This is a genomic window from Arenimonas sp. GDDSR-1, assembly GCF_025980345.1.
Taxonomy (GTDB): Bacteria; Pseudomonadota; Gammaproteobacteria; order Xanthomonadales; family Xanthomonadaceae; genus Arenimonas.
Genome location: NZ_JAPDUI010000021.1, coordinates 1 through 26,337 on the forward strand (window position 1 = coordinate 1; position 26,337 = coordinate 26,337).

Sequence of the window (26,337 nt, forward strand, 5' to 3'; positions counted from 1 at the left end):
CTGATAACCCTGCGATTCCCACAGGCGGCGGACTTCGCGGTTGCGGCCTTCGGTGATGACCACTTGGAACCAGGCGTGTGAATCGCTGGAGCCGATGCGTTCGATTTTTTCGAATTTGGCTGGACCGTCATCCAGCGCGACGCCGCGGGCGAGGCGGTCGACCACGTTGTCGGGCACTTCGCCGTGGATGCGGCAGACGTATTCGCGTTCGATGTTGCCGGACGGATGCATCAGGGCATTGGCCAGCTCGCCATCGGTGGTCAGCAGCAGCAGGCCGGTGGTGTTGATGTCGAGGCGGCCGACCGCGATCCAGCGCGCGCCTTTCAGACGGGGCAGGGCATCGAAAATGGTCGGGCGGCCTTCGGGATCTTCGCGGGTGGTGACTTCGCCTTCGGGCTTGTTGTAGATCAGCACCGAGCTCGGTTCGCTCAGCGCCGAGGCGACGAATACCTTGCCGTCGATTTCAATGCGGTCGCCGCTGGCGACCGATTGGCCGGTCTGCGCGGTTTCGCCGTTGACCTTGACCGCGCCCTGCGCGATGCGTTCTTCCAGCAGACGACGCGAGCCCAGACCGGCCTGGGCCAGTACCTTGTGCAGTCGTTCGGAAGCTTTGTTCTTGGGTTCAGCGTCTTTGCCTTTCAATGAAAGGACTTTGCGAGTGTTCTCGCTCATTCGGGGTTGTCTCCGGCGCGGAGGGCGCCTCAGTGCTGCAAGGGGTCAGTCGTCGTCTCGACGGATTCGGTGGACGGCTCGGTCTCGGTGGGCTCGGTTTCGTCCGGCAGTTCTCCGCTCGGCTCCGTGATTACGGCAGCCTGAGCCGGAATGGGCTCGGAAATATCGAAGGACAGTTGCGGTTCCAGCTCGGGATATTCCTTCAGTTCCGCCAAGGGCGGCAGCTGATCGAGGCTCTTCAGGCCGAAATAATCCAGAAAGGTCTTGGTGGTGCCGAACAGCTCGGGGCGTCCGGGCACATCGCGGTGTCCGAGAACGCGAATCCATTCCCGTTCTTCCAAGGATTTTATCATAGTTGCACTGACGCTGACGCCCCGGATCTGTTCGATCTCGCCACGGGTGATCGGCTGGCGGTAGGCGATCAGGGCCAAAGTCTCCAGCGTGGCGCGGGTATATTTGCTCTGGCGTTCGGTCCAAAGCCTTGCTACATAAGGGTGAACCTCGCTTCTGACCTGGTAGCGCCAGCCCGAGGCGACCTCGACCAATTCCACGCCCCGGCCCTCGCAGGCCGCTTTAAGTTCGGTTAAGGCTTGCTCGATGGCACCGGGTTTCGGCGGCGAATCCCCGAAAATGCCGTAAAGCTGGGCGGTGCTCAGCGGCAGGGTGGAGGCCAGCAGGGTGGCTTCCAGGATCGGGGCAAGGTTCAGGTCGTTTTCGCTCATATTCGGATCAGGCTGACGGTTCATCGAATTCGGATTGCATGGCATTGTCGCGCTCGGTGGCTTCGGCTTCTTCGGCGGTCAGCTCGCGGGCGCGGATGAAAATGGGGGCCAGCGGCCCTTCCTGCACGATCTCCAGCAGGCGTTCCTTGGCAAGTTCCAAGATGGACAGGAAGCTGACCACCACGCCCATGCGGCCCTCTTCGGGAATGAAGAAGCTCTCGAAGCTGTGGAACTGGCCATCGCGCAGACGGTCCAGCACGATCGACATGCGTTCGCGCACGCTCAGCGCTTCGCGCTTGATGGCGTGGCGGCTGAACAGGTCGGCGCGTTTGAGCACGTCGCGCAGGGCCAGCAGCATTTCCTTCAGGTCCACATCCGGCGGGGCACGGTGGATGATGCGGTCGGGCATGAAAGCGTGGGCGATGCTGGTGTCGCGTTCCAGCCGCGGCAGGGTGTCGAGATCTTCGGCGGCTTTCTTGAAGCGTTCGTATTCCTGCAGGCGGCGCACCAGTTCGGCGCGCGGATCGGTTTCATTGCCGTCTTCCGAAGGCGGGCGCGGCAGCAGCATACGCGATTTGATTTCGGCCAGGATTGCGGCCATAACCAGATATTCGGCGGCCAGTTCGAAGCGCAGGTCTTCCATCACGCCGATGTAGGACACGTATTGCTTGGTAATTTCGGCGACCGGAATGTCGAGGATGTCGAGGTTCTGGCGGCGGATCAGGTACAGCAGCAGATCGAGCGGGCCTTCAAAGCTTTCCAGGATCACTTCCAGCGCGTCCGGCGGAATGTACAGATCCTGCGGCATCTGCAGCACCGGCTGGCCTTTCACCAACGCCAGCGGCATTTCCTGTTGTTGCGGCGTATGAGCGGGAACGGGCTCTACGGCCTCTGGCGCGGGCGTCTGGGTCATGGAAGGTCGTATGCACGACGCGAGCGCGTCGAAGGTGAATTCAGGTTAAGCCGAAAGCCGGGGCTTGTAAAGCCGAGACCGGGAGGATGCCGCTATTATCAATCAAAACAAGGCGTCACGCAATTTGAACCAGGCCATGGCGGCCACCAACAGGGGCGTGCGCAGGGCGCGTCCGCCGGGGAAGTTCCGGTGCGGAATCCGGCTGAACACCTCCAGGCGTCCGGCCTGGCCGCGGATGGCTTCGGCCATGATCCGGCCGGCCAGCCCGGTGGCGGCGATGCCATGCCCGGAAAAGCCCTGGGCGAAATACACATTGCGGCCCAAGCGGCCCCAATGCGGGGCGCGGTTCAGCGAAATATCCACATAGCCGCCCCAGACGTAGTCCATTTTGACGCCTTCAAGCGCGGAAAACACCCGCGTCATGCGCCGGCGGAGCGTGCCGGACAGATTGGGCGGCGGCAGGGTGGAGTAGGAGGCGCGGCCGCCGAACAACAGCCGGTGGTCGCTGCTGAGCCGGAAATAATCCAGCGCCCAGTTCACATCGGCCACGGCCATGTCGTTGCCGATCAGGGCCTTGGCACGGGTTTCACCCAAAGGTTCCGTAGCGCCGATATAGGTGCCGACCGGCATGATCTTGTCGTCCAGTTCCGGCGCGATGCCATGCACATAGGCGTTGCCGGCCAACACCGCGAAATCGCAATGCACCTCGCCTTGCACGGTTTTGAACACCGGCCGCTCGCCACGCGCGAGCTGGGTTACTTTCGACTGTTCGAAAATACGGACACCCAGACCGAGTGCGGCCCGGGCCAGGCCCTGAGTGTATTTGAGCGGATGCAGATGGCCGCTGTTGGGATCGACCAGGGCGCCGAGATAGCGTTGGTTGGGCATGACCGCCTGAAGCTGTTCACGGTCCCACCACTGCAGCGGGTAATCGAAGTTTTCCGCCAGATCGTGCTGCCAGCTTTTCAGTTCGGTGATGTGTCGCGGTTTGATCGGCACATGCGCATGGATATCACGCCAGTCACAGGCAATGCCGTACTTGGCGCAGCGCTGTTTGATCAGATCGAGACCTTCCAGCGACCAATCGAACAGGCGTCTGGAATCGGCCAGACCGACCGCTTGGGTAATTTTGCTTTGATCGCAGCCGAAGCCGAAAATGGCCTGGCCGCCGCTGCGCCCCGATGCGCCCCAGCCGACGCGTTGCGCCTCCAGTACCACGACCGACAGACCGGCTTCAGCCAGTTCAATGGCGGTGGAAAGACCGGTGATGCCGGCACCGAGGATGCAGACATCGGCCTGCAGCACACCTTCAAGCGCCGGCTGCGCCGGAAAATCCGGCACCGAGGCGGCGTACCAGGAGCGGACGTGGCTGCCGGACATGCGCGAAACCCGGCTTAGACCGAGCGCAGGTACCAGTCGTATTCGAGCGTGGTGACTTCGGTGTAGAAGCTGCGCATTTCCTTGAGTTTCTGCTGGCCGAACACGTGCTGGAATTCCGCGCCGAACATGTCCTTGATGAAGCTGCTGGCCATGAAATCGTTGATGGTGTCGCGCCAGAACAGCTGGCGCTGTTCGGTCTGTTCGTAGGCGTTGCCCTTGATCGCCGGACCCGGATCGCCCTTGGCGTCCAGACCGTGCAGAATGCCGGCCAGCACCGCGGCGGTGACCAGATACGGGTTGGCATCGGCGCCGGCAATGCGGTGTTCGATGCGCACGTTCTTTTCATCGGAATGCGGAATGCGCATGGCCACGGTGCGGTTGTTGAAGCCCCAGCAGTCGTTCAGCGGCACGAAAGCGTTCAGCACGAAACGGCGGTAGCTGTTGGCGTGCGGCGCGAACATCAGCATGCAATCCTTGGACACCGACTGCAGGCCGGCAATGGCGTGCTTGAGTTCCGCCGCCGGGTTGTCCTGGGTGCTGGCAAAGATGTTCTTGCCGTTTTTATCGAGCAGGGACACATGGATATGCGTGCCGGAACCGGCCTGGTCCACGAACGGCTTGGCCATGAAGCTGGCCAGCAGATTCTGCTGTTCGGCAATCGATTTGATGGCGCGCTTGAGCAGGGTGGCGTCGTCGCAGGCGGCCACGGCGTCGTCACGGTGCTTCAGGTTGATTTCGAACTGGCCCGGCGCGTATTCGGCCACGGCGGTGTCGGCCGGGATGTTCTGGGCGGTGCAGGCATCGGCTACAGCATCGGTGAAGCCCTGGTAATCGTTCAGATCGCCCATGTAATAGACCTGGGTGGTCTTGTTGCGTTCGCCGGTGGAGGGGTTGATCGAGGTCTGCGGCCGTCCGTCCGGGGTCAGTTGCTTGTCGAGCAGGTAAAACTCGAGTTCCACCGCCACGACCGGGGTCAGGCCGCGGTCGGTGAATTTCTGCACCACATTCTTCAGCACTTCGCGCGGATTGGCCGAAAACATGCCGCCATGGAAGCCTTCCATGCTCAGCAGGCACTGCAGCATCGGGCGCTGCTGCCAGGGAATCGGGCGCAGGGTGCCCGGAATCGGGCGGCAGATGCGGTCCTCATCGCCGATGTCATAGCCCAGGCCGGTTTCTTCCACGGTATTGCCGGTCACATCGGTGCCGATCAGCGACATGGGCAGGCAGACCCCGTTCTGGAACACTTTTTCCAGAGCGTCGCGGGTGATGCGTTTGCCGCGCAGCAGGCCGTTCATGTCCGGCAGAATCAGGTCGATGAGTTCGGCATTGTCGTGGGCGGCCAGAACCTTGGCGTCGGCGGGATGGAGGGTGGAATCGGTCATTGCAGGCATCCGGAATGGTTGCGCTGATACTAGCAGAGATTTTGCAGGGTGTAAAAAATATTCATCATAAGTGCCGTTTCTGCCTGGGATATGCACGGATCCGGAAACTCAAACAAACGTTTCATGGCGGACAAATGGGGCGCTATGGCCGTTGTTACGGGGCTATAGGCCCCTTCGGAAGATAGAAAATTTCTGTTGATAAAATTTTACAGTCGGGTTAGGGTAAAGGCTCTACCAAGCTACGCAGCCTTTGTGCATGATTTTCGTCGGAATCCCCGCAGACAGCAGAATGATCGGCCCGCATCCGTTCCAGGCCGTGGGTGAGAAATACATCCGCGCCATACTGGACGGTTCCGGCGCGCAGCCGCTCCTGATTCCTTCCGTGGCTCCGGGCTTGGATCTGGACGCGCTGCTGGATCAGTTGGATGGATTGTTCCTGCCCGGCTCGCCCAGCAATATCGAACCCCACCATTATTCCGACGAGCCCAGTTATGAAGGCAACCTGCATGATCCGAGCCGTGATCTGACCACGCTCAATCTGATTCCGAAAGCGATTGCCAAGCGAGTTCCGGTGCTTGCGGTCTGCCGCGGGTTCCAGGAGGTGAACGTGGCGATGGGCGGCACGCTGCACCAGAAAGTGCATGAAGTGCCCGGCATGATGAATCACAAGGAAGACCTCAGCCAGCCACTGGATGTGCAGTACGCCCCGGCGCATGCGCTTGATCTGGCGCCTGACGGCTGGTTGGCGCGATGGGCCGGCGCGACCCGCGTCACGGTGAACTCCCTGCATGGCCAAGGCGTGAATAAATTGGGCGACAACCTGATTGCCGAAGCCATGGCGCCTGACGGACTGATCGAGGCCATCCGTCTCGATTCCGAAGATACCTTCCTGTTGGCGGTGCAATGGCACCCGGAATGGAAAGTCACGGAAAATCCGTTCTCCCTCGAAATATTCAAGGCCTTCGGCGCCGCCTGCAAAGCACGCGCCGAACGCCGACACCGGTGAAACCATGAACAAGAAAGTCACGAAAGCCCCGAAGTCCTCGAAAGCGGCGAAAAGTCCGGCCAAGGCCGGTAAAAAAGCGGTCAAAAAATCCGAACGCCGCATCCTGCCGGCCAAGGAAGACAAAGTGGTCGCCTCGCCGATCAAGCAGAGCGCGGCCAGCGAACGCGAAGAAAGCCATCTCAAGCGCTGGTTGCGGGAAAACCGCATCACCGAGGTTGAATGCCTGGTGCCGGACATGACCGGTAACGCCCGCGGCAAGATCATCCCGGCCGCCAAGTTCTCCCATGACTTCGGCACCCGTCTGCCGGAAGGCATCTTCGCCACCACGGTCACCGGCGAATACATCGATGAATACGACCAGATCGTCAGTCCGTCGGATTCCGACATGTACCTGCGGCCCGATCCAAACACCGTGCGAACCGTGCCCTGGGCCTCCGATCCGACCGTGCAGATCATCCATGACTGCTTCACCAAGGAAGGCAAGCCGCACGATCTGGCCCCGCGCAACGTGCTGCGCCGGGTCATCGAGCGCTATGACGCGCTCGGTCTGAAGCCGATCATCGCCCCGGAGCTGGAGTTCTTCCTGGTGCAGAAGAACACTGATCCGGATTTCCCCCTGCAGCCGCCGGCCGGCCGCAGCGGACGCCCGGAAACGGCTCGGCAGAGCTACTCGATCGACGCCGTCAACGAATTCGATCCCATTCTCGATCTGATGTACGACTACTGCGAAGCCATGGAGCTCGACGTCGACACGCTGATCCATGAATCCGGAGCGGCCCAGCTGGAGATCAACTTCATCCATGCCGATCCGCTGTCGCGCGCCGACCAGGTGTTCCTGTTCAAGCGCACCATGCGTGAAGCCGCGATGCGCCACAACATCTACGCGACATTCCTGGCCAAGCCGATGGAAAACGAGCCGGGCAGTTCGATGCACATCCACCAGAGTCTGGTCGATGCCAAAACCGGCAAGAACGTATTCATCGGCAAGGGCGGGGCCCGCCACAGCGAACTGTTCATGAACTATCTGGGCGGCCTGCAGCGTTACATTCCTGAGGCCATGGCCTTCTTCGCGCCGAACGTGAATTCCTACCGCCGCCTGATCTACGGCGAAGTATCGCCGAAGAACGTGCAGTGGGGCTATGACAACCGCACCTGCGGTCTGCGCGTGCCGTTCGATTCGCCGGAGAACATGCGGGTGGAAACGCGCTTCGCCGGCTCCGACGTCAATCCGTATCTGGCCATCGCCGCCACGCTGGCCTGCGGGCTGCTCGGCATCGAACAGAAGCTGCAGCCGACCGAACCCTCGACCGGCTACACCCATACCACCGGCTTCGAATTGCCCAAGTCGATGCAGGACTCGCTCGAATATCTGGAGCGGTCCGAGGCGCTGTCCGAAATCCTCGGCAAGCGTTTCTGCCGCGCCTATGTCTGCATCAAGCGCAAGGAATACGAGACCTTCTTCCGCGTCATCAGCTCCTGGGAACGCGAGTTCCTGCTGCTCAACGTCTAACCGGATTTCCCATCATGCCCCAAGCCTATCAACGCCTGCAGCAGCTCGATGCCGCGCACCACATCCATCCGTTCAACGACAATGCCGAATTGGCCAAGAAAGGCACCCGCATCCTGACCCGCGGCGAGGGCTGTTACGTCTGGGACAAGGAAGGCAACAAGCTGCTTGATGCCTTCGCCGGCCTGTGGTGCGTCAACATCGGTTACGGCCGCAAATCCATGGGTCAGGTGGCCGCCCGCCAGATGGACGAACTGGCCTACTACAACACGTTCTTCCAGTGCACCACCGAGCCGGCCATCCATCTGGCCGCCAAGCTGGCGGAAATTTCGCCGGCCGACCTCAACCACGTGTTCTATTCCAACTCCGGCTCGGAAGGCAACGACACCGTGCTGCGCATGGTCCGGCATTTCTGGGCGGTGCAGGACCAGCCGAACAAGAACATCGTCATCGGCCGACACAACGGTTATCACGGCTCGACCATGGCCGGCGCCAGTCTCGGCGGCATGAAGGGCATGCATGCCCAGGGCGGTCTGCCGATTCCGGACATCCACCACATCGAACCGCCGTTCTTCTTCGCCGACGGCGGCGATTATTCGGAAGAAGAATACGGCCTGGTCGCGGCGCGCCGGCTGGAAGAGAAAATCCTCGAGCTCGGCCCGGAGCGCGTGGCCGCCTTCATCGGCGAACCGATCATGGGTGCCATCGGCGTCTATATTCCGCCGATGAGCTACTGGCCGGAAATCGAACGCATCTGCCGCAAATACGACATCCTGCTGTGCGCCGACGAAGTGATCTGCGGTTACGGCCGCACCGGCGAGTGGTTCGGTGCCCAGTATTTCGGCTTTACCCCGGACATCATGACCACTGCCAAAGGCCTGACCTCGGGCTACATCCCGATGGGCGCGGTGCTGTTCAACGAGCGTGTCGCTTCGGTGCTGCGTCAGCAGGGCGGCGAGCTGGCGCACGGTTACACCTATTCCGGTCACCCGGTCTGCGCCGCGGTGGCGCTGGAGAACATCCGCATCCTGCAGGACGAGAAGATCGTGGAGACCTGCAAAAACGACACCGGCCCGTATCTGGCCGAGCGCTGGCAGGCACTCGGGGAGCATCCGCTGGTCGGCGAGGTCCGCATCGCCGGCATGGTCGGGGCCTTGGAACTGGTTCCGAACAAGGCCGAACGCAAGTTTTTCGCCGACCGTGGCAAGGTGGGCGGATTATGCCGTAATATTGCCTTGAACAACGGACTCATCCTCCGGGCCACGTACGATTCCATGCTGCTGTCGCCACCCCTGGTCATCAGCCGCAGCGAAATCGACGAGCTGTTCGAGAAAACCTGGAAGTCGTTGAATGAAACCGCACAGGCTTTGGCCTGAACGGGGAGGGGCCTGCCGGAAACGGCGGGATGGTGACATTAAACTTCATAGAGAGAGTTGAACCATGAAACTGAAACTGCTGGGCATTGCGGTTACCGCGCTGTTACTGGCTTCCTGCGGCAAGAAGGACGGCGACGCCGCTCCGGCCGCCGCGGCCGAAGAAGAGAAAGTCCTGAACGTCTACAACTGGTCCGATTACATCGCGCCGGATACCTTGGCCAACTTCGAAAAGGAAACCGGCATCAAGGTGACCTACGACGTATTCGACAGCAATGAGGTTCTGGAAACCAAGCTCGTTACCGGCAACACCGGCTATGACGTGGTGGTTCCCTCGCTGACCTTCCTGGCCCGTCAGATCCAGGCCGGTGTATTCATGCCGCTGGACAAGTCCAAGATCCCGAATCTGGCCAACATGGATCCCGCCATCCAGGCCAACATCGCCAAACTCGACCCGGACAACGCGCATTCGGTCAATTACCTGTGGGGCACCACCGGCATCGGCTACAACGTCGCCAAGATCAAGGAAGTGTTCGGCGATGCCGCGCCGACCGACAGCTGGGCCATGGTGTTCGAACCGGAAAACCTCGCCAAGCTGAAGGAATGCGGCGTGTATTTCCTCGACACCCCGTCCGAAATCATTCCGCCGGTGCTGAACTACCTCGGTGAAGAGCCCAACAGCTTCGATCCGGCTGTCATCGCCAAGGCCGAAGAGCGCCTGAAGCTGCTGCGTCCGTCGATTACCCAGTTCCACTCCTCGGAATACATCAATGCCCTGGCCAACGGTGACGCCTGCGTCGCGGTCGGCTGGTCCGGCGATATCTTCCAGGCCCAGGCCCGTGCCGCGGAAGCCAAGAACGGCGTTGAAATCGCTTACGTGATTCCGAAAGAAGGCGCGCCGATGTGGTTCGACATGATGGCGATTCCGAAAGATGCCAAGCATCCGAACAATGCCCACATCTTCATCAACTACATCCTGCGTCCGGAAGTGGCGGCTGAAATCTCCAACTACGTGTCCTACGCCAGCGCCAACAAAGCGGCTTTCGACAAGATCTCGCCGGAGCTGAAAGCCAACACCGGCGTCTATCCGACACCGGAAGCCAGCAAGGGCCTGTTCAGTCTGGCCGTGCTGCCGGCCGACGTCGACCGCCTGTTCAACCGCATCTGGACCGGCCTCAAGACCGGTCAATAATAAGAAGCAACCAGGGCAAGCCGATCGGCTTGCCCTTCTTTTTACGGGAATGGAAACACCATGAATCAAGCCACCCAGACCGTGCCTGCCGGAAACGGCAAGCCTGAAAAGGCCAAGGCCGACAACTACGTCCGCATTGAAGGCATCCGTAAGGAATTCGACGGCTTCGTTGCCGTCGACGACGTCAGTCTCAGCATCCGCAAAGGCGAGATCTTCGCGCTTCTCGGAGCGTCCGGCTGCGGCAAGTCGACGCTGCTGCGCATGCTGGCCGGCTTCGAAAAACCGACCGCCGGCGAGATCATCCTCGACGGGCAGTCGATGAACAATATTCCGCCTTACGACCAGGCGGTGAACATGATGTTCCAGTCCTACGCGCTGTTTCCGCACATGACCGTCGAGCAGAACGTCGCGTTCGGCCCGAACCAGAAGAAAATGCCCAAGGACGAAGTCGCCCGCCGCGTCGAAGAGATGCTGGCGCTGGTGCAGATGAGCAAATTCGCCAAGCGCAAACCGCACCAGCTTTCCGGCGGCCAGCAGCAGCGCGTGGCGCTGGCGCGCGCCGTGGCGACCAGCCCCAAGCTACTGCTGCTCGACGAACCGATGGCGGCGCTGGACAAGAAGCTGCGTTCGCAGATGCAGATCGAACTGGTCAACATCGTCGAACGCCTGAACGTGACCTGCATCATGGTGACCCATGACCAGGAAGAAGCGATGACCATGGCGCACCGCGTGGCGGTCATGGACGCCGGCCGCATCCGTCAGGTCGGCACGCCCGATGAAATCTACGAACAGCCGAATTCGCGCTTCACCGCCGAATTCATCGGTTCGGTCAATCTGTTCGAAGGCCGGATCGGCGAGGACGAGACCGATCACGTCACCATCCTGTCGCCGCAGATGGAAGTGCCGATTTATGTCGGACACGGCATCACAGGCTATGACGGCATGAGCGTGTCGTTCGCCATCCGTCCCGAAAAAGTCCACATCGACAAGGACGAGCCGGCACAGAAGTACAACAAGGTCCGCGGCGTGATCGAGGAAATCGCCTATTTCGGCTCGCATTCGGTTTACCACGTCCGCCTGGCAGGGGGGACCAAAGTGCTGTGCAATTTCGTCAACATGAAGCGCTGGGCCTCGGAAAGCTTCACCTGGAACGACGTGGTCTGGCTGAGTTGGGATGACAACTCCGGCGTGGTGCTGACCTCATGAGCCGGGCCCTGCGCAATTTGAGGAAGCGGTTGCCCGGGTCCCGCTGGCTGGTGATTGCGGTGCCTTACATCTGGCTTCTGTTGTTCTTCGCGGTTCCGCTGGCCATCGCCTTCAAGATTTCGTTCTCGCAGGCCGCCATCGCGATGCCGCCTTACACGCCGCTGATGGTCTGGAACGACGGCCATCCCAGTCTGGACGTGCACCTGAAGAACTACCTGTATCTGATCAATGATTCACTGTACGTCAGTGCCTATCTGAGCTCGATCAAGATCGCGGTGATTTCGACCTTCCTGTGCCTGCTGGTCGGCTATCCGATGGCATATGCCATCGCCCGCATGGATCCGGCCACCCGCAACATCGCGTTGATGCTTGTGGTGCTGCCGTCCTGGACCTCGTTCCTGATCCGCATCTACGCCTGGATCGGCATCCTGAAGAACAACGGCCTGCTCAACAACTTCCTGCTGTGGACCGGTCTGATCGACCAGCCTCTGGCCATCATGCATACGCCGGTCGCGGTGTACATCGGCATCGTGTATGCCTATCTGCCGTTCATGGTGCTGCCGCTGTACGCCAATCTGGTCAAGCTCGACATCCGTCTGCTGGAAGCGGCCAGCGACCTCGGCGCCCGGCCGTGGAAGGCGTTCCTGAAAGTCACGCTGCCGCTGTCGAAGGCGGGCATCATCGCCGGGTCCATGCTGGTCATGATTCCGGTGGTCGGCGAATTCGTGATTCCCGAAATGCTGGGCGGCCCGGATACCCTGATGATCGGCCGCATCCTCTGGCAGGAATTCTTCAACAACCGCGACTGGCCGGTGGCTTCGGCGGTGTCGATCGTCATGCTGTTGCTGCTGATCATCCCGATCATGGTCTTTCACCGCGCACAAGCCAAGGAAATGGAGGCCAAACTCGCATGAGCCAGCACGCACGCCTGTCCCGTTTCAGCATCACCATGCTGAGCCTCGGCTTCCTTTTCCTCTACCTCCCGATGCTCAGCCTGATCGTTTATTCATTCAACGAATCCAAGCTGGTCACGGTCTGGGCCGGATTCTCCACCAAATGGTATTTCGAGCTGTTCCGCGACCAGCAGATGATCGATGCCGCCAAGATCAGCCTGCAGCTGGCGTTCTTCACCGCCTGTGCCGCCGTGGTGCTGGGCACCATGGCCGCCATGGTGATGACGCGCTTCCGCAGCTTCCGGGGCAAGACCCTGTTCAGCGCATTGATCACAGCGCCGCTGGTCATGCCGGAAGTGATTACCGGCCTTTCGCTGCTGCTGCTGTTCGTTTCACTCGGCGACTGGTTCGGGGTGTTCCAGCAGCGCAGCGTGGCCACCATGTGGATCGCGCACGTCACCTTCACCATGGCCTTCGTGACCGTAATCATCTCCTCGCGGCTCGGTGAGCTCGACCGTTCTCTGGAAGAGGCGGCGATGGACCTCGGCGCCAACCGCCTGAAGGTGTTCTTCGTGATCACCCTGCCGATCATCGCGCCGGCGCTGCTGTCGGGCTGGCTGATGGCATTCACGCTGTCGCTCGATGATCTGGTGATTTCCAGCTTCACCTCCGGCCCGTCATCGACCACGCTGCCGATGAAGATCTTCTCCTCGGTACGCATGGGCGTCAGTCCGAAGATCAACGCGCTGGCTTCGCTGATGATCCTGATCGTGTCCGCCGCCGCGCTGATTGCCTGGTGGTCGATGCGCCGGGGCGAGAAACGCCGCCAGCGCGACATGCAGCTGGCCCTGCAGCAGAGTTGAGTGATGCCATGACCGTTGAAACCATCAATCCCTGGACCGGTGCCGTCGAATACCGTTATGACTATTTCGACGCCGCCCAGGTCGAGAAGCGGCTGGCGGCATCGGCCCGCGCATTTCCGGTCTGGTCGGCGCTTTCGTTCGCCGAGCGTGCAGGCTTTCTGCGGCGCACCGCCGAACTTCTGCGGGAACACCGCGGGCGCATCGCCGGCATCATGACCGCGGAGATGGGCAAGCTGCGCCGCGAAGCGCTGGCGGAAGTCGAAAAATCGGCCGGAGCCTGCGAATACTATGCCGCGCAGGCTGAAATCTACATGCAGGACAAAGTCATCGCTACCGAAGCGACCCGTAGTTTCGTGGCCTATGAACCGATCGGCTGCGTCTTTGCGGTGATGCCGTGGAATTTCCCGATCTGGCAGGTGTTCCGCTTCCTTGCGCCCGGCCTGATGGCCGGCAATGTCGCCCTGCTCAAGCACGCCACCAACGTGCCGCGCTGCGCCGATGTCATTGCCGAAATGATCCGGCTGGCCGGCATTCCCGAGGGCGTCTTCGACGTCCTGCATATCGATAACCAGGATGCCGCCGCGGTCATCGCCGATCCGCGCGTGCATGCCATTACCCTGACCGGCAGCGAGCGGGCCGGCAAGTCGGTCGCCGGCAATGCCGGTGCCAACCTGAAAAAATGCGTGATGGAACTCGGCGGAAGCGATCCGTTCGTGGTGCTCGATGACGCGGATCTCGACAAGGCTATCCCGGTTGCGGTCGCCTCGCGTTTCGGCAATGGCGGGCAGACCTGTATTGCCGCCAAGCGTTTCATCCTGACGCCGGGAATCGCCGCGGAGTTCGTATCGCGCTTTACGGCGGCGGCAGCAGCCCTGAAATCCGGTGATCCCAACGATGATGCCACCACACTGGCGCCGATGGTGCGTCCGGATGCGCGCGATTTCCTGCAGCAGCAGGTCGATGCCAGCGTCGCCGCCGGCGCCAAAGTCATCCTCGGCGGCAGCAAAGGAAATGGTCCCTGCGACTATCCGGCCACCATTCTCGATGCGGTCAAGCCCGGCATGGTCGCCTATTCGGAAGAACTGTTCGGCCCTGTGGCCAGCATCATCCGCGCCACCGATGAAGACGATGCCGTCCGGATCGCCAATGATACGGCTTTCGGTCTGGGTGCCAGCGTGTGGACGCGTGACAAGGCCCGGGGCGAAGCACTTGCACGGCGCATCCAGGCCGGTGCGGTTTTCGTCAATTCGCTCGTACGCTCCGACGTAAGACTGCCATTCGGCGGCACCAAGACCTCCGGCTTCGGCCGTGAACTGGCCGAACACGGCATCCACGAATTCATGAACATCAAAACGGTCTATGTCGACTGAGTTGAAGGAATCATCCTTGCACAACGCTTTCGGCGCGGTCTGTACCGCGCCGATATTGCTTGCGCTGCGGGATTTGAGCTGTCCGCCACCGGAGCTGAGTGCCGGCGAATCAAGCCAGTATGCCGGCATGTCCTCGGAAAAGCGCCGCGCCGAGTATCTCATCGGGCGTGCAGCCTTGAAATCGGTGCTTGCCGGCATCGGGCACGGCGAGGATACCTCCGCCGTGCAATGGCCGAGCGATTACTGTTCGCTCAGCCATAGCCACGGCCATGCCGTGGCGGTCGCGCTCCGGGATGGGCGGGGCATCGGCATCGACCTGCAGCTGCGGCGCACGCCGCCGTTCATGATGGCGGAGCGGATTCTCGCGGACGAAACCCTCGACTGGTGGCGCGCTCTGCCTGAGCCGGAGCAGGCATCGGCACTGCAACGCTTCTGGACCGTGAATGAAGCCGTGTACAAAGCCTGTCCGGCACCGCAACCGGCCTATTTCCGCCATTACCGCATGACCGATCCGACAAGGCTTGAGAGCGGTCTGACCATCGATGGTACCGACTACCGGTTCGAAGTGCATACGCTGGTGCTTGCCGAGGGCTTTATCAGTCTGGCCCTGCGGGTCTGAGCGCTTGCGCGGTTCCCCGTATTTTGCTTAGATAGCCTTGCCGGTCCATGATCGGCAACACAACTATCCGGAGAGGGAGATAAGAAATGGGAAGTCTGATTTGGACCATCGTCATCGGTTTCGTGGTCGGTCTGGTCGCGCGTGCGCTCAAGCCCGGCAATGATTCCCTGGGCATCGTGATGACCAGCATTCTGGGCATCGTCGGCGCCTATGCGGCATCGTTCGTCGGCAAGACCATGGGCTGGTACGCTGACGGCGAGGCGGCCGGTTTCATCGCCGCCGTGATCGGTGCCGTGGTGCTGCTGTTCATCGTGGGCATGATCAAGAAGAAATAAGCGTCATCCGCCGTTTCGGGAGCCGTCCGAATGTGGAAAAAACTGCTGGCCGATCTGCAACTCAGCATCCTGATGCTGGTCGGTGGCATGTCTTCCGTCATCATCGCGGCGTTCTCGGTGTACCGCTTCCGGAATGGCAATGTCGAAGTCGGCCTGCTTGATGCATGCATCACCCTGGCGATGGCCGGCACACTGTTGTATGCCTGGCGTTCGGCACGCAATGCCGAACGCGCAGGCCGCTTCATGGTGCTGGTGCATGCCGCGGGCGCCATCGCCAGCTCGGAACTGCTCGGCGTCACCGGTGCGTTCTGGATGTATCTGGCAATCGTGGTCAACTGTTTCATCACCACCAATCTGCGCTATGCGACCGGGGCCAACATTCTCATGCTGCTGGTCATCGCGTTTCTGGGCCACAGTTTTGAAAACACCGCGCAGCAGCTGTCATTTCTGGCCACCAGCGGCCTGCTCACCCTGTTCAGTTACATCATCGCCGATCGGCTTTCCCAGCAGCAGCTGATACTCAAGCGGCAGGCCAGCATCGATCCGCTCACCGGCGCCCTGAACCGCCGGCGCATGGAGGAGGAGATGCATCTGGCCATCGAAGAATTCACCCGCAGCCGGATGCCGATGGCGATCATCCTGATGGATCTCGATGATTTCAAGAACGTCAATGACCGCCACGGCCATGAAGCCGGTGACGATGTGCTGGCCGGCTTCGCCGACATGGTGCGCGGCCATACCCGCCAGGTCGACCGCTTTTTCCGTTACGGCGGCGAGGAATTCCTGGTGCTCGCCAAAGGCCTGGGGCCCGAAGAAGCACGGCACTTGGCCGAAAAAATACGCAGTCAGGCCGAATCGGCGTTGACCGGAAAGCACGGCAGGGTCACCGTCTCCGCCGGGGTTGCCGGGATCATGGCCGGTGAAAGCTGCATGCAATGGGTGGCCCGCGCCGATACCGCGCTGTATGCCGCGAAGCAATCCGGCCGCAACCGCGTGCATCTTGCCGATTGAGCCGGCCCGGCTTAACTGCCATAATCAGCGTCTGCCCGCCATTTCAAGGACAATGATGAAAATCCATGCTGTGGCCGCGGTTATCATCGCGGCATTCACCTTTCCCCAGACCGCACTTGCCGACACAGCTGACCGGGATACGGTAATCATTGCCGACCGCCTGTTCGACAGCCGGACCGGAACGCTGCTGTCCAACCCCGTGGTGCTGGTCCGTGGCGATCGCATCGTGTCCGTGCAGTCCGGTGGCGTGCAACCGGCGGGTGCGCAGGTTATCGACCTCAAAGGCATGACCCTGGTGCCGGGCCTGATCGACATGCATACCCACATCGACTCCGATCCGACCTACGGCGGCTACAATTCCCTGCAGTTCGGCGACCGTTTCTGGTCCGTCATTGCGGTTCCCAACGCCGCCAAGACGCTGCAGGCCGGATTCACCACCATCCGCAACGTCGGTGCCGATGCCTGGAACGATGTCGGCCTGATGCAGGCCATCGATCAGGGCAAAGTCACCGGTCCGCGCATCGTGCCGGCCGGCTATGCTTTCGGTGCGACCGGCGGTCATTGCGATTCCACGTTCTTCCCGCCTTCGATGGAGCAGAGGAACGCCTACAATGCCGACTCGCCCGAGCAGGCACGGCATTCGGTGCGCGAAATCCGCAAATACGGTGCCCAGGTCATCAAGATCTGCGCCACCGGCGGGGTATTTTCACGCAATACCGAGCCCGGCCAGCAACAGATGAGTTTTCAGGATATGAAAGCCGTTGCCGACGACGCCCATATGTACGGATTGAAGGTGGCCGCGCATGCGCACGGTGCTTCCGGCATCAAGGATGCAATCCGCGCCGGAATCGACACCATTGAACACGCCAGTTTGATCGATGATGAGGGCATCACGCTGGCGAAGAAATACGGCACCTGGCTGTCAATGGACATCTACAATACCGAGTACACGCAGTCGGAAGGCAAGAAGAACGGCGTCCTCGAAGACAATCTGCGCAAGGACCGTGAAGTCGCCGATCTCCAGCGCGAGGGGTTCCGGAAAGCGCATAAAGCCGGGGTCCGGATGGTGTACGGCACCGATGCCGGCGTGTATCCGCATGGCGACAACGGCAAGCAGTTCCGTTGGATGGTGCAGTACGGCATGACTCCGGCGCAGGCCATTCAAGCCGCCACGGCCAATGCCGCCGAAGCGCTCGGCCGCAAAGACGTCGGCGTCATCGAAGCCGGGCGCTATGCCGACATCGTCGCGGTCAAAGGCAATCCGGTGCAGGATGTGCGCTTGCTTGAACGGGTCGATTTCGTCATGAAGGGCGGGGAAGTCGTCAAAAAACCGTAACAGCATCGATTCCTGTCGGCTCTAAATCCGATGTAACGCACTGAAAAAGCTCGCATATGCGGGCTTTTTCAGTGCGTGGCGGAGTTTGGTTTGATTTGAGTCAATATCACGATTTCTTAACACGTGATAATGGCTTCATCCAATCCACCCAAGGAGTTTGTCATGAAAAAATCCACACTTGCAGTTCTGTTGTTGGCCGGCCTTGCCGCCCAATCCGCCTCCGCCGCCGACTGGTTCGTGCGTGGCGGCCTGACCAATGTCAATCCGGACTCCGACAACGGCTCGCTGGCCGGCGGTACCCTGGATACCAGCATCAACAGCAACACCCAGCTCGGCCTGACGGTCGGCTACCACCTCAGCCCGAGCGTGGCCATCGAAGTGCTGGCCGCCACGCCGTTCAGCCATGATGTGTCCCTGAATGGCGCCAAAGCCGGCTCGTTCAAGCACCTGCCGCCGACCGTCAGCCTGCAGTACTACTTCAATGCTGATGGCAAAGTGTCGCCGTTCGTCGGTGCCGGCCTGAACTACACCTGGACCTTCAGTGAAGATTCCAAGACCGGCGGCCCGATTTCCGGCACCGATCTCTCCATCGGCAACAGCTTCGGATTTGCCGGTCAGCTGGGCCTGCGCTTCGCCGCTTCCAAGGACTGGGATGTCGTGGTTGATGCCCGTTACATCGACATCAGCGCCGATGTCTCGGTCAACGGTACCAAAGTGGGTTCAGCCAGTGTCGATCCGATGGTCTATTCGATCATGGTCGGCAAACGCTTCTGATCAGACGCTGTTGACGGAAAAAAGCCGGGCTTGCCCGGCTTTTTTCATGCCTGCAGATGCCGGGCCTGACGGTCGGGGGTATGGTTCTTCGCCTTGGCCGGTTTCGGCAACGGCAACTCGGCATCGGCCGACTCGAAACGCAGCCGGCTTCGGCCACCGGTGCTCCGGTAATCGGCGATCAAAACGGCCGCAGCCTCGGCTTCGGTCTGCCCGCATTCCAGCAGGTAGTCGAACAGCAGATGCACCATGCGTTCATGCGCGATGGCGTGGGTTTGCCGGGTTTTCGCGTACAGCCATTCGCTCAGACGGAAAAAACCGTCGAAAGCCGAATCGCCGAGAATCACCGGCAAGGTGCGGGTATAACGGCCGGAATTGGCCAGAATGTCCCAATAGCGCGAAAACCGCGACAGCCGCTGCATTTCCGCGAAATCGATGCAATCGGTGGACAGGATGTTGTAGGGCGGCGCCGGATTGAAACGCAGGGCGAAATCCGCCGTATGACGGGCAATCGGCGCGCCGCGCAGGCGCTTGAGGATGCCGAACTGGATTTCATGGGGTTTGAGCGCCACCAGTTTGTTGAAGCCCTCGCCGAAGCTCTGCACGGTTTCCCCGGGAAGGCCGGCGATCAGGTCGACATGCAGATGCGCGCCGCTGTGTTCGGCCAGCCACAAAATATTATCGCGCGCCAGGTCATTCTTCTGTTTGCGCGAAATACGGGTTTGCACTTCGACATTGAAAGTCTGGATGCCGATTTCGAACTGCAGGGTGCCGGCCGGAAATTTCCGGATGGCGTCTTTCAACTTCTCGGGCAGGTGATCGGGAATCAGTTCGAAGTGGGCGAACGGCGGGTCGGCCGGGTTCTCGGTGATTTTGCCGAGGAAGAAGTCCATGATCCGCAGCGAGGTTTCGATTTTGAGATTGAAGGTGCGGTCGACGAATTTGAACTGACGCGCGCCTTTCTGCCAGAGCATCTCCAGATCGGCCAGGAAGCGTTCCAGGGCGAACGGCCAGGCGGTTTTATCGAGTGCGGACAGGCAGAATTCGCATTTGAACGGACAGCCGCGCGAGGCTTCGACATACAGGTGGCGCTGGCGGATGTCTTCCTCGGTGTATTCGGCGTAGGGCGGGACGATGTCGTCGAGTTTGGCCTGGATGCCGGGAATGATCTTCGCTTCCGGCGCCTGGCCGGCCAGAATCTGTGCACAGAGCTGTGCGAAGCTGATGTCGCCCCAGCCGGTGATGGTGTAGTCGGCGGCGGCACAGATGGCCTGCTCGCCGGATTCGTAGCTGACCTCCGGGCCACCAAGCACGATGACCAGGTCCGGACGTACGGCTTTGAGCATCAAGACCAGCTTGAGGCTTTCTTCGCAGTTCCAGATATAGACGCCAAGGCCCAGAATCGACGGCTTTTCGGCCAGCAGCGCCTCGGCGATCTCTTCGGTTTTCTGGCCGATGACGAATTCGCGGATGGCCGAGCGTTCGCGCAGGGCGCCGAGGTTCGCCCGCAGGTAGCGCAGGCCCAGCGAGGCGTGACTGTAGCGGGCGTTCAGGGTGGCGAGCAGGATCTCGGACATGCCGCCATTATCGCCGATGCTGGCTATCACCGCACGCAACCCCTACAATAGCCGGTCTTCTCACGGTGTCCGGCCATGCCTTTGCTCAGTCTCAATAACCTCGATTTCAGCATTGGCGGCCCATTATTGCTGGAAAAGGTCTGTCTGAACCTGGACAAGGGCGAACGTATCGCCCTGATCGGCCGCAACGGCGCCGGAAAATCCACGCTGCTGAAACTCATCGCGGGCGAGCTGCAGGCCGATGACGGCGGCATTGTGCGCGAAGAAGGTCTGAAGATCGCCCGGCTCGAGCAGGAGGTTCCCGACGGCCTGCACGGAACGATTTTCGACGTGGTCGCCACCGGACTCGGCGCCTTGGGCGATGATCTGGCGCTTTACCACCATCTCAGCCATGCTGCCGAATTCGACGGCGATGCGCTGGCCGAAGTGCAGGGCCGCATCGAAGCGGCCGGCGGTTGGAATCTGGAACAACAGGTCAGCACCGCGCTGGAGCGCATGGCCTTGGATCCCGAACTGGACTTCGCCGCGCTGTCCGGCGGCATGAAGCGGCGGGTATTGCTGGCCCGCGCACTGGTGGCGCAGCCGGATGTCCTGCTGCTCGATGAACCGACCAACCATCTTGATATCGAGGCCATCGATTGGCTGGAAAAAACCCTGCTGCAGTGGGAAGGCTGTCTGCTGTTCATCACCCATGACCGGCGTTTTTTGAAGAATCTGGCCACCCGCATCGTCGAAATCGACCGCGGCGCGGTCACCTCCTGGCCGGGCGACTGGGGCAATTACCAGCGCCGTCTGGCCGAACGCCAGAACGATGAAGCGCAGAACAGCGCCCGTTTCGACAAACTACTGGCCCAGGAAGAGGTCTGGATCCGACAGGGCATCAAGGCCCGCCGGACCCGTGACGAAGGCCGTGTGCGCCGGCTGGAAGCCATGCGCCGCGAGCGCGCGCAACGCCGTGAAGCCACCGGCAACGTCAAGATGCAGGCCGCGCAGGCGGAAAATTCCGGAAAGCGCGTGTTCGATGTCAAAGACATGTCCTTCGGCTACGATGGCAAGCCGCTGGTGCGCGATTTCAGCACGCGCGTCCTGCGCGGCGACCGCATCGCCCTGATCGGACCGAACGGCGCCGGCAAGTCGACCCTGATCAAACTGCTGCTCGGCCAGCTGAGCCCGGAGCAAGGCACAGTGGAGCAGGGCACGCGATTGCAGGTCGCCTATTTCGACCAATACCGCAATACCCTGCGCGAAGACTGGAACGCCCTCGACAATGTCTCCGAAGGCCGCGAGTTCATCGACATCAATGGCTCGCGCAAGCATGTGCTGGGTTACCTGCAGGATTTCCTGTTCAGTCCCGAGCGCTCACGCGCCCCGATCACCCGCCTTTCCGGCGGCGAGCGCAACCGCCTTTTGTTGGCCAAATTGTTCGCGCAGCCCTCGAATGTGCTGGTGATGGACGAACCGACCAATGATCTGGATGTGGAAACCCTGGAATTGCTCGAGGAACTTCTGGATGATTACACCGGTACGCTGCTGTTGGTCAGTCATGACCGCGATTTCATCGATGCAGTCGCCACCTCCTGTTTGATGTTCTCGGGCGATGGCCGCATCGAGGAATACGTCGGCGGCTACAGCGACGCCCTGCGCCAGAGCCGTCGGCCCGCATCCAAACCGGCGGTCGCCGTCAAGCCGGCCAGCGAAGGCAAGCCCAGCACCGCATCGGAACCGGCGAAAAAGAAGCTGAGTTACAAGGATGCACGCGAGCTGGAAGGGTTGCCGCAGAAGATCGAGCAGCTGGAAAGCCGGGTCGGTACCTTGACCGAACGCATGCAGCAAGCCGATTTTTACACCCAGCCCGCCGACCGCATCACCGCCCACACCCGTGATCTGGAAATTGCGCAGGCCGAACTCGACGCCGCCTACGCCCGCTGGGCCGAACTCGACGGCTAGGATGCCAGCAGGGCCTCCACTGCCGCGAGTGCGGTGCGGGTGGCTTGATCGCGGTCGAAATCGCGGTATTTTGCGGCGAATGCCTGGGCCGCCATGCGGTACTTCGAATCCCGCGACAAGGCCGTCAGGCCCTGGTGGAACTGATCCGCGGTTTTCTCGACATAACTCAGTCCGGCCGACATCAGCTGCAGGTGCCGGCCCATGATCGACTGTTCGGCATGCAAGGGCAGAACCAGCGACGGAACGCCGGCCAGCATCAGCTCGCAGGTGGTACCGTGGTTGCCGTTGTGGATGGCGAAATCGGCGCTTTCCCCGATCAAGCGCATGTCCAGCGGCTTGTCGACGAACCGCAGGGTCGCCGAGGCGTGTTCCTTCATCATTTTTTCCGGAATGCCGTCCGGATAGATGAGCGTGCGGATCTTCTTCTGGTTCAGCTGCATCAGCAGCTGCGGCAGGGTCGGAAACGGCTTGAGGTAGCCGAAGGCTTTCGGGCCGTCGCCATCCGGCCATTCCGGCGCGGCACCCTGCACGATGCGCATCGGTCCGATGTATTCGGCCGGCTCACGGTCCGGATAGTGATCGAGCTCTTTGAAGGTGGTGAACAGTTTGCGCTCGGCAATCTGCGATTCGTTGAACAGGGCGATCCGCTGCATGCCGTTGAGCTCGAGTGCACTGTTGATGTGGGACAGGATTTTATTCTGGAAGCCGAAGATGCTCGGATCATCCTGGGGGATGCCCTGCAGTTCGGCCAGGCTGGGCACGCGGCCTTGGGTCGGCATCTGATAGAAGCCGGTGCCGATCTGCAGACGCGGGATGCCGGATTCGCGCGAGGCCAGTACGGCGGTCGGACTGTAATCGGCAATGATCAGATCGGGATTGACCAGATCGAACAGGTTTTGCCAGGCGCGGATCATTCCGGCCAGCTGGGAAACGTTGCTGTAGCCCGAGTTGTTGAGGATTTTGGCGAAACTGTCGATCGGCGTGACCTGTTCGGATGCCGGCGAAGAGACATACGGACTTTGCAGATAGCGTACATTGGTGCCTTCGAACAGACGGAAGGCGCGCGAGACATACTTGCAGGCGAAGGTGATCCCGTGCCCGCGGGACTCCAGTTCCTTGATCAGGTTCAGATAGGGCGCGATGTGGCCTGAGCCTTCGCCGATTTCCCAGGTAATCAGGATGTTCGCCATGTGCCTTGCCGCCTCCGGATTCAGCAGCCGTCGCTGCAGGCAGCGTCGGTGTTGATGCGGATCAGCCGGACCAGCAGACTGCCGGGTTCGCGCAGCGGATCGGTGCCGATGGATGCCACGCGCGCATCGAAGGGCGCGCTGTAGCGCGCGGTGATGTCGCCGAAGCCGTTGCGCTGCACGGCCAGAAGCTGCCCGGCTTTCACATCCTGGTTCAAGGCCACCAGCACTTCGGTGAATCCACCGCCGCCGGCACGGATGCTTTGGGTCTGATTTCCGATGAAGCTGTGCTGGGCCTTGGCATCACGGCCGGGTTTTCCGGGCAGCATGCCGTAGTTTTTCAGGACATTGTCGATGCCGACCAGGGCCCGGGCGATCAGTTCCGGCTGGTAGACCTTCGCGGCGCCGATTTCCAGCGTGATCGAGACCATGCCGGCATCGTTGAAGGCCTGTTCGGCGGCGCCGGGCTCGCCCGGATCGATCTTGATGATGTCGGCCGGAATCATCTCGGCCAGTGCCTTGACCCCGGCGACGCGGTAATCGGCGTAGATGTAAAGCGGGTAGGCGGTGCCGGTGCTCTGCGTGTGCAGATCGATGACGGCATCGGCATTGCCCGCCCAGATGCCGTTGAAAATCCGGTGCACCTGCTGTTCGGCGGCATTGCCATCGGCTTTGCCCGGCCAGATGCGGTTGAAATCGACGCCGCCGCCGCTGTCATGCTGCAGCTGGAAATAGCGGCTGTTGGCGAGCAGACCGGTGCTGTTGGCGCCGATGACGGCGATGACGCTGCCGCTCAATGCCGCCGGATCCAGGGTTTCGAACACGCGGTGGATCAGGCGTGTACCGTTCAATTCATCGCCGTGGACGCCGGCCTGCAGTCCGAGCCGTTTACCCGGTTTGCTGCCCTTGGCCACGAGCACGGGAACCAGCCAATGCTGGCCCACGCCGTTGCTGGCCCCCTGAAGGTAGAAGCGGTGGATTTTCCCGCCTTCCAGATCGGCAAGATCCAGCGTGCGGATGACCTTGACGCCGTCGACCGTATCGCCGGTGTACCCGGTCGCGGCGCAGGCGCAGCTTGCCATGAAGCAGAGAAGAATGGATGCACACAGTCGTTTCATGAAGAGTCCGTATCAGGATTTGAGTTTGTCTTGAAGATAATCGAGGAAGGTCCGTGTTTTCGCCGGCAACAGGCGTGTTTCGGTCAAGGCATAGACCGGCACTTCCGGTGGACACCAGTCCGGCAATACCCGCACCAGTTCGCCGCGCTGCACCGCCTCCTGCGCCATCGGCACCGAAATCATGGCGATGCCGGCATCGCGCAGGGCAATGCTTTTCAGCAGGCTCATGCTGTTGGAGGCGTAGGCCGGACTTTTGATTTTGTGGACCGTGCGCTGGCTACCTTTGACCAGCGGGAAATCCAGCGCGGCCAGCTGCAGGCAGCTGTGTGCCGCAAGATCGGCCGGCGATTTCAGTTTCGGTGCTTTTTTCAGGTAGCCCGGCGAGGCGTACAGGCCGACCTTGAACACCGCCAGCCTGCGCGCAATCAGTCCGGAATCGGTGATCTGACCCATGCGGAAGGCGATATCGACCGAATCGGAAATCAGGTTGGCGCGGCGCGGGTTGATGTCGAATTCGAAACGGATGCCCGGGTGCATCCGGCGGAATTCGGGCAGGTAGGGGATGATGTAATCGGCGGCGAATTCCTCCACCATGGACAGCCGCAGCAGCCCGGTCGGCGATTCCGCGGCATGGCTCAGTTCCTCGTGCGCGCTCTGGGCCTGGGCGATGATGCCCTGGCAGCGTTCGAAATAGGTCCGCCCCAGTTCGGTCAGTTCGATCTGGCGGGTGGTCCGGTGCAGCAGACGGATGCCGATGCTTTTTTCCAGATGGCTGACCCGGCGCGACAGCGTGGAGGTCGGCATGTCCAGAACATCCGCGGCCTTGCGGAAGCTTTTGGCCTTGACCACGGCCACGAACAGGGCGATGTCGTTCAGGTTATTGAGCATTGTTGCAATGATGGAACAATCATTTGGATGAATCCCACTTTATCAGATTGCGGCTTTAATGGAAGATGCGGCAATGTCCCTGTATTGGAGTATTCCATGATTGAAATCCGCAAGGCCGGCGAACGCGGTCATTTCAACTTCGGCTGGCTGGACACCTGGCACAGCTTTTCATTCGGTCATTACCGTGATCCGAAGCAGCAGGGATTCTCCGACCTGCTGGTGATCAATGACGACGTGGTCCAGCCCGGCATGGGTTTCGGTACCCATCCGCACCGGGACATGGAAATCTTCACCTACATCCTGTCCGGCGCCCTGGAGCACAAGGATTCGATGGGCACCGGATCCATCATCCGCCCGGGCGATGTGCAGATGATGAGTGCCGGCAGCGGCATCCAGCACAGCGAGTTCAATCCCTCCAAGGCCGAACTGGTGCATCTCCTGCAGATCTGGATCGTGCCCGACCGGCGCGGCGTCGCGCCGCGCTACCAGCAGGTGAACTTCGACGCTTCCGAAAAACGCGGTATGCCGGACTGTTCGACGGCGAGGAAAGTTTCGATCTGGCCCTGGCAGAGAACCGCTATGCCTATGTGCATGTCGCGCGCGGCGCGATCGAGGTCAATGGCGTGCGCTTGATGGCCGGTGATGGCGCCCGTGTACGTCGGGAAACGGCGCTGCATTTCAGCAAGGGCGAAAACGCCGAAGTGCTGGTCTGGGATCTGCGTCCGAACGAACTGCCGGCTTACTGATCCGGCAGGATGTCCAGTACCGTTTCCGGCGGCCGGCAGAGGCGCGCGCCGCGTGCGCTGACCGCCACCGGCCGGTTGAACAGGGAAGGTTCCGCCAGCAGAGCCTGCATGCGTTGTTCATCGGTGCAGTCGGGAGCGTCCAGTCCGAGCTCGGCATAGCGGGCATCGCCCGTGCGCAGCAGACAGGCGGCCGGAAGTCCCAGCGCTGTCCGCAGGGCTTCCAGATCGTGCCGCGACAGCGGGTTCTGCAGGTAATCGATGACCGTCGGCTCGATGCCGGCGGCGCGGATCAGCGCCAGGGTCTCGCGGGATTTGCTGCAGGC

General features: G+C 61.2%; 23 protein-coding genes and 2 pseudogenes. 15 read left to right on the forward strand and 10 right to left on the reverse strand.

What is annotated here, in order from left to right; all coding sequences use genetic code 11:
* The 5 genes and pseudogenes from Q0W88_RS05240 to Q0W88_RS05260 all read right to left on the reverse strand — a co-directional run.
* A partial coding sequence (locus tag Q0W88_RS05240; protein ID WP_297800808.1) for a pseudouridine synthase occupies nt 1-672 on the reverse strand: 672 nt, incomplete at its 3' end.
* A 173-nt stretch (nt 673-845) separates the two neighbouring features.
* Nucleotides 846-1,394, reverse strand: a pseudogene (gene scpB / locus Q0W88_RS05245) (SMC-Scp complex subunit ScpB); the annotation flags it as partial.
* Nucleotides 1,395-1,401: 7 nt separating this feature from the next.
* Complete coding sequence (locus Q0W88_RS05250) at nt 1,402-2,307, reverse strand: ScpA family protein (protein ID WP_297800810.1); 906 nt, start codon at nt 2,305-2,307, stop codon at nt 1,402-1,404.
* A gap of 102 nt (nt 2,308-2,409) precedes the next feature.
* Nucleotides 2,410-3,687, reverse strand: coding sequence for an FAD-binding oxidoreductase (locus Q0W88_RS05255; protein WP_297800811.1), 1,278 nt, complete (start codon nt 3,685-3,687; stop codon nt 2,410-2,412).
* A 14-nt stretch (nt 3,688-3,701) separates the two neighbouring features.
* Nucleotides 3,702-5,078: a glutamine synthetase family protein gene (locus Q0W88_RS05260; protein ID WP_297800813.1), complete on the reverse strand. Its 1,377-nt coding sequence runs from the start codon at nt 5,076-5,078 to the stop codon at nt 3,702-3,704.
* Between the two features lie 247 nt (nt 5,079-5,325).
* On the opposite strand from Q0W88_RS05260, the gene Q0W88_RS05265 reads away from it, so the two are divergent.
* From Q0W88_RS05265 to Q0W88_RS05325, 13 genes are all read left to right on the forward strand, one after another.
* Nucleotides 5,326-6,075 carry a gamma-glutamyl-gamma-aminobutyrate hydrolase family protein gene (locus Q0W88_RS05265; protein ID WP_297800815.1) on the forward strand — a complete coding sequence of 250 codons (750 nt, stop codon included), beginning with the start codon at nt 5,326-5,328 and terminating at the stop codon, nt 6,073-6,075.
* Nucleotides 6,076-6,079: 4 nt separating this feature from the next.
* The gene (locus Q0W88_RS05270; protein ID WP_297800818.1) at nt 6,080-7,585 is read left to right on the forward strand and encodes a glutamine synthetase family protein; all 1,506 of its coding nucleotides are present in this window, start codon (nt 6,080-6,082) and stop codon (nt 7,583-7,585) included.
* A 14-nt stretch (nt 7,586-7,599) separates the two neighbouring features.
* Nucleotides 7,600-8,958: an aspartate aminotransferase family protein gene (locus tag Q0W88_RS05275; RefSeq protein WP_297800820.1), complete on the forward strand. Its 1,359-nt coding sequence runs from the start codon at nt 7,600-7,602 to the stop codon at nt 8,956-8,958.
* 64 nt (nt 8,959-9,022) lie between these two features.
* Nucleotides 9,023-10,147 (forward strand): polyamine ABC transporter substrate-binding protein, encoded by a 1,125-nt coding sequence (locus Q0W88_RS05280; RefSeq protein WP_297800822.1) that lies wholly within the window; start codon nt 9,023-9,025, stop codon nt 10,145-10,147.
* A 60-nt stretch (nt 10,148-10,207) separates the two neighbouring features.
* The gene (potA, locus tag Q0W88_RS05285) at nt 10,208-11,353 is read left to right on the forward strand and encodes a polyamine ABC transporter ATP-binding protein (protein WP_297800824.1); all 1,146 of its coding nucleotides are present in this window, start codon (nt 10,208-10,210) and stop codon (nt 11,351-11,353) included.
* Complete coding sequence (locus Q0W88_RS05290; protein WP_297800826.1) at nt 11,350-12,267, forward strand: ABC transporter permease subunit; 918 nt, start codon at nt 11,350-11,352, stop codon at nt 12,265-12,267. Before potA ends, Q0W88_RS05290 begins: the two co-directional genes overlap by 4 nt.
* A complete protein-coding gene (locus tag Q0W88_RS05295; protein ID WP_297800828.1) occupies nt 12,264-13,109 on the forward strand; it encodes an ABC transporter permease subunit in 846 nt (281 codons plus the stop codon). Before Q0W88_RS05290 ends, Q0W88_RS05295 begins: the two co-directional genes overlap by 4 nt.
* Before the next feature lie 8 nt (nt 13,110-13,117).
* Nucleotides 13,118-14,479, forward strand: a complete 1,362-nt coding sequence (locus Q0W88_RS05300; protein ID WP_297800830.1) for an NAD-dependent succinate-semialdehyde dehydrogenase — start codon at nt 13,118-13,120, stop codon at nt 14,477-14,479.
* A 16-nt stretch (nt 14,480-14,495) separates the two neighbouring features.
* Nucleotides 14,496-15,098, forward strand: coding sequence for a 4'-phosphopantetheinyl transferase superfamily protein (locus Q0W88_RS05305; protein WP_297800832.1), 603 nt, complete (start codon nt 14,496-14,498; stop codon nt 15,096-15,098).
* An 86-nt stretch (nt 15,099-15,184) separates the two neighbouring features.
* Entirely contained in the window at nt 15,185-15,433 is a 249-nt protein-coding gene (locus Q0W88_RS05310; protein WP_297800834.1) for a GlsB/YeaQ/YmgE family stress response membrane protein, read from the forward strand.
* Between the two features lie 30 nt (nt 15,434-15,463).
* Nucleotides 15,464-16,444: a GGDEF domain-containing protein gene (locus tag Q0W88_RS05315; RefSeq protein WP_297800836.1), complete on the forward strand. Its 981-nt coding sequence runs from the start codon at nt 15,464-15,466 to the stop codon at nt 16,442-16,444.
* 55 nt (nt 16,445-16,499) lie between these two features.
* Nucleotides 16,500-17,780: an amidohydrolase family protein gene (locus tag Q0W88_RS05320; RefSeq protein ID WP_297800838.1), complete on the forward strand. Its 1,281-nt coding sequence runs from the start codon at nt 16,500-16,502 to the stop codon at nt 17,778-17,780.
* Nucleotides 17,781-17,942: 162 nt separating this feature from the next.
* Nucleotides 17,943-18,554, forward strand: coding sequence for an OmpW family outer membrane protein (locus tag Q0W88_RS05325; RefSeq protein WP_297800840.1), 612 nt, complete (start codon nt 17,943-17,945; stop codon nt 18,552-18,554).
* A 44-nt stretch (nt 18,555-18,598) separates the two neighbouring features.
* Here the strand turns inward: Q0W88_RS05325 and Q0W88_RS05330 are convergent, their stop codons facing one another.
* Nucleotides 18,599-20,128, reverse strand: a complete 1,530-nt coding sequence (locus Q0W88_RS05330) for a DUF4080 domain-containing protein (protein ID WP_297800842.1) — start codon at nt 20,126-20,128, stop codon at nt 18,599-18,601.
* 75 nt (nt 20,129-20,203) lie between these two features.
* On the opposite strand from Q0W88_RS05330, the gene Q0W88_RS05335 reads away from it, so the two are divergent.
* Nucleotides 20,204-22,075 (forward strand): ATP-binding cassette domain-containing protein, encoded by a 1,872-nt coding sequence (locus tag Q0W88_RS05335; protein ID WP_297800844.1) that lies wholly within the window; start codon nt 20,204-20,206, stop codon nt 22,073-22,075.
* On the opposite strand, the gene Q0W88_RS05340 is transcribed toward Q0W88_RS05335, so the two are convergent.
* The 3 genes from Q0W88_RS05340 to Q0W88_RS05350 are packed head-to-tail and all read right to left on the reverse strand — an operon-like array spanning nt 22,072 to nt 25,268.
* Nucleotides 22,072-23,265: a nucleotide disphospho-sugar-binding domain-containing protein gene (locus Q0W88_RS05340; RefSeq protein WP_297800846.1), complete on the reverse strand. Its 1,194-nt coding sequence runs from the start codon at nt 23,263-23,265 to the stop codon at nt 22,072-22,074. The genes Q0W88_RS05335 and Q0W88_RS05340 overlap by 4 nt on opposite strands.
* A 20-nt stretch (nt 23,266-23,285) precedes the next feature.
* Nucleotides 23,286-24,380 carry a succinylglutamate desuccinylase/aspartoacylase family protein gene (locus Q0W88_RS05345; RefSeq protein ID WP_297800848.1) on the reverse strand — a complete coding sequence of 365 codons (1,095 nt, stop codon included), beginning with the start codon at nt 24,378-24,380 and terminating at the stop codon, nt 23,286-23,288.
* A gap of 12 nt (nt 24,381-24,392) precedes the next feature.
* Complete coding sequence (locus Q0W88_RS05350) at nt 24,393-25,268, reverse strand: LysR family transcriptional regulator (RefSeq protein ID WP_297800850.1); 876 nt, start codon at nt 25,266-25,268, stop codon at nt 24,393-24,395.
* Nucleotides 25,269-25,364: 96 nt separating this feature from the next.
* Between Q0W88_RS05350 and Q0W88_RS05355 the strand changes: the two are divergent.
* A pseudogene (locus Q0W88_RS05355) lies at nt 25,365-26,014 on the forward strand (pirin family protein).
* On the opposite strand, the gene arsC reads toward Q0W88_RS05355, so the two are convergent.
* On the reverse strand, nt 26,008-26,337 hold a 330-nt coding region (arsC, locus tag Q0W88_RS05360; RefSeq protein WP_297800852.1), incomplete at its 5' end, for an arsenate reductase (glutaredoxin). The pseudogene Q0W88_RS05355 and the gene arsC overlap by 7 nt on opposite strands.

What these genes read in the sequence shown, in the direction of transcription:
- Q0W88_RS05250 (WP_297800810.1), bottom strand. Translation starts at nt 2,307, where the DNA reads ATGACCCAGACGCCCGCGCCAGAGGCCGTAGAGCCCGTTCCCGCTCAT.
- Q0W88_RS05255 (WP_297800811.1), bottom strand. Translation starts at nt 3,687, where the DNA reads ATGTCCGGCAGCCACGTCCGCTCCTGGTACGCCGCCTCGGTGCCGGAT.
- Q0W88_RS05260 (WP_297800813.1), bottom strand. Translation starts at nt 5,078, where the DNA reads ATGCCTGCAATGACCGATTCCACCCTCCATCCCGCCGACGCCAAGGTT.
- Q0W88_RS05265 (WP_297800815.1), top strand. Translation starts at nt 5,326, where the DNA reads ATGATTTTCGTCGGAATCCCCGCAGACAGCAGAATGATCGGCCCGCAT.
- Q0W88_RS05270 (WP_297800818.1), top strand. Translation starts at nt 6,080, where the DNA reads ATGAACAAGAAAGTCACGAAAGCCCCGAAGTCCTCGAAAGCGGCGAAA.
- Q0W88_RS05275 (WP_297800820.1), top strand. Translation starts at nt 7,600, where the DNA reads ATGCCCCAAGCCTATCAACGCCTGCAGCAGCTCGATGCCGCGCACCAC.
- Q0W88_RS05280 (WP_297800822.1), top strand. Translation starts at nt 9,023, where the DNA reads ATGAAACTGAAACTGCTGGGCATTGCGGTTACCGCGCTGTTACTGGCT.
- potA (WP_297800824.1), top strand. Translation starts at nt 10,208, where the DNA reads ATGAATCAAGCCACCCAGACCGTGCCTGCCGGAAACGGCAAGCCTGAA.
- Q0W88_RS05290 (WP_297800826.1), top strand. Translation starts at nt 11,350, where the DNA reads ATGAGCCGGGCCCTGCGCAATTTGAGGAAGCGGTTGCCCGGGTCCCGC.
- Q0W88_RS05295 (WP_297800828.1), top strand. Translation starts at nt 12,264, where the DNA reads ATGAGCCAGCACGCACGCCTGTCCCGTTTCAGCATCACCATGCTGAGC.
- Q0W88_RS05300 (WP_297800830.1), top strand. Translation starts at nt 13,118, where the DNA reads ATGACCGTTGAAACCATCAATCCCTGGACCGGTGCCGTCGAATACCGT.
- Q0W88_RS05310 (WP_297800834.1), top strand. Translation starts at nt 15,185, where the DNA reads ATGGGAAGTCTGATTTGGACCATCGTCATCGGTTTCGTGGTCGGTCTG.
- Q0W88_RS05315 (WP_297800836.1), top strand. Translation starts at nt 15,464, where the DNA reads ATGTGGAAAAAACTGCTGGCCGATCTGCAACTCAGCATCCTGATGCTG.
- Q0W88_RS05320 (WP_297800838.1), top strand. Translation starts at nt 16,500, where the DNA reads ATGAAAATCCATGCTGTGGCCGCGGTTATCATCGCGGCATTCACCTTT.
- Q0W88_RS05325 (WP_297800840.1), top strand. Translation starts at nt 17,943, where the DNA reads ATGAAAAAATCCACACTTGCAGTTCTGTTGTTGGCCGGCCTTGCCGCC.
- Q0W88_RS05330 (WP_297800842.1), bottom strand. Translation starts at nt 20,128, where the DNA reads ATGTCCGAGATCCTGCTCGCCACCCTGAACGCCCGCTACAGTCACGCC.
- Q0W88_RS05335 (WP_297800844.1), top strand. Translation starts at nt 20,204, where the DNA reads ATGCCTTTGCTCAGTCTCAATAACCTCGATTTCAGCATTGGCGGCCCA.
- Q0W88_RS05340 (WP_297800846.1), bottom strand. Translation starts at nt 23,265, where the DNA reads ATGGCGAACATCCTGATTACCTGGGAAATCGGCGAAGGCTCAGGCCAC.
- Q0W88_RS05345 (WP_297800848.1), bottom strand. Translation starts at nt 24,380, where the DNA reads ATGAAACGACTGTGTGCATCCATTCTTCTCTGCTTCATGGCAAGCTGC.
- Q0W88_RS05350 (WP_297800850.1), bottom strand. Translation starts at nt 25,268, where the DNA reads ATGCTCAATAACCTGAACGACATCGCCCTGTTCGTGGCCGTGGTCAAG.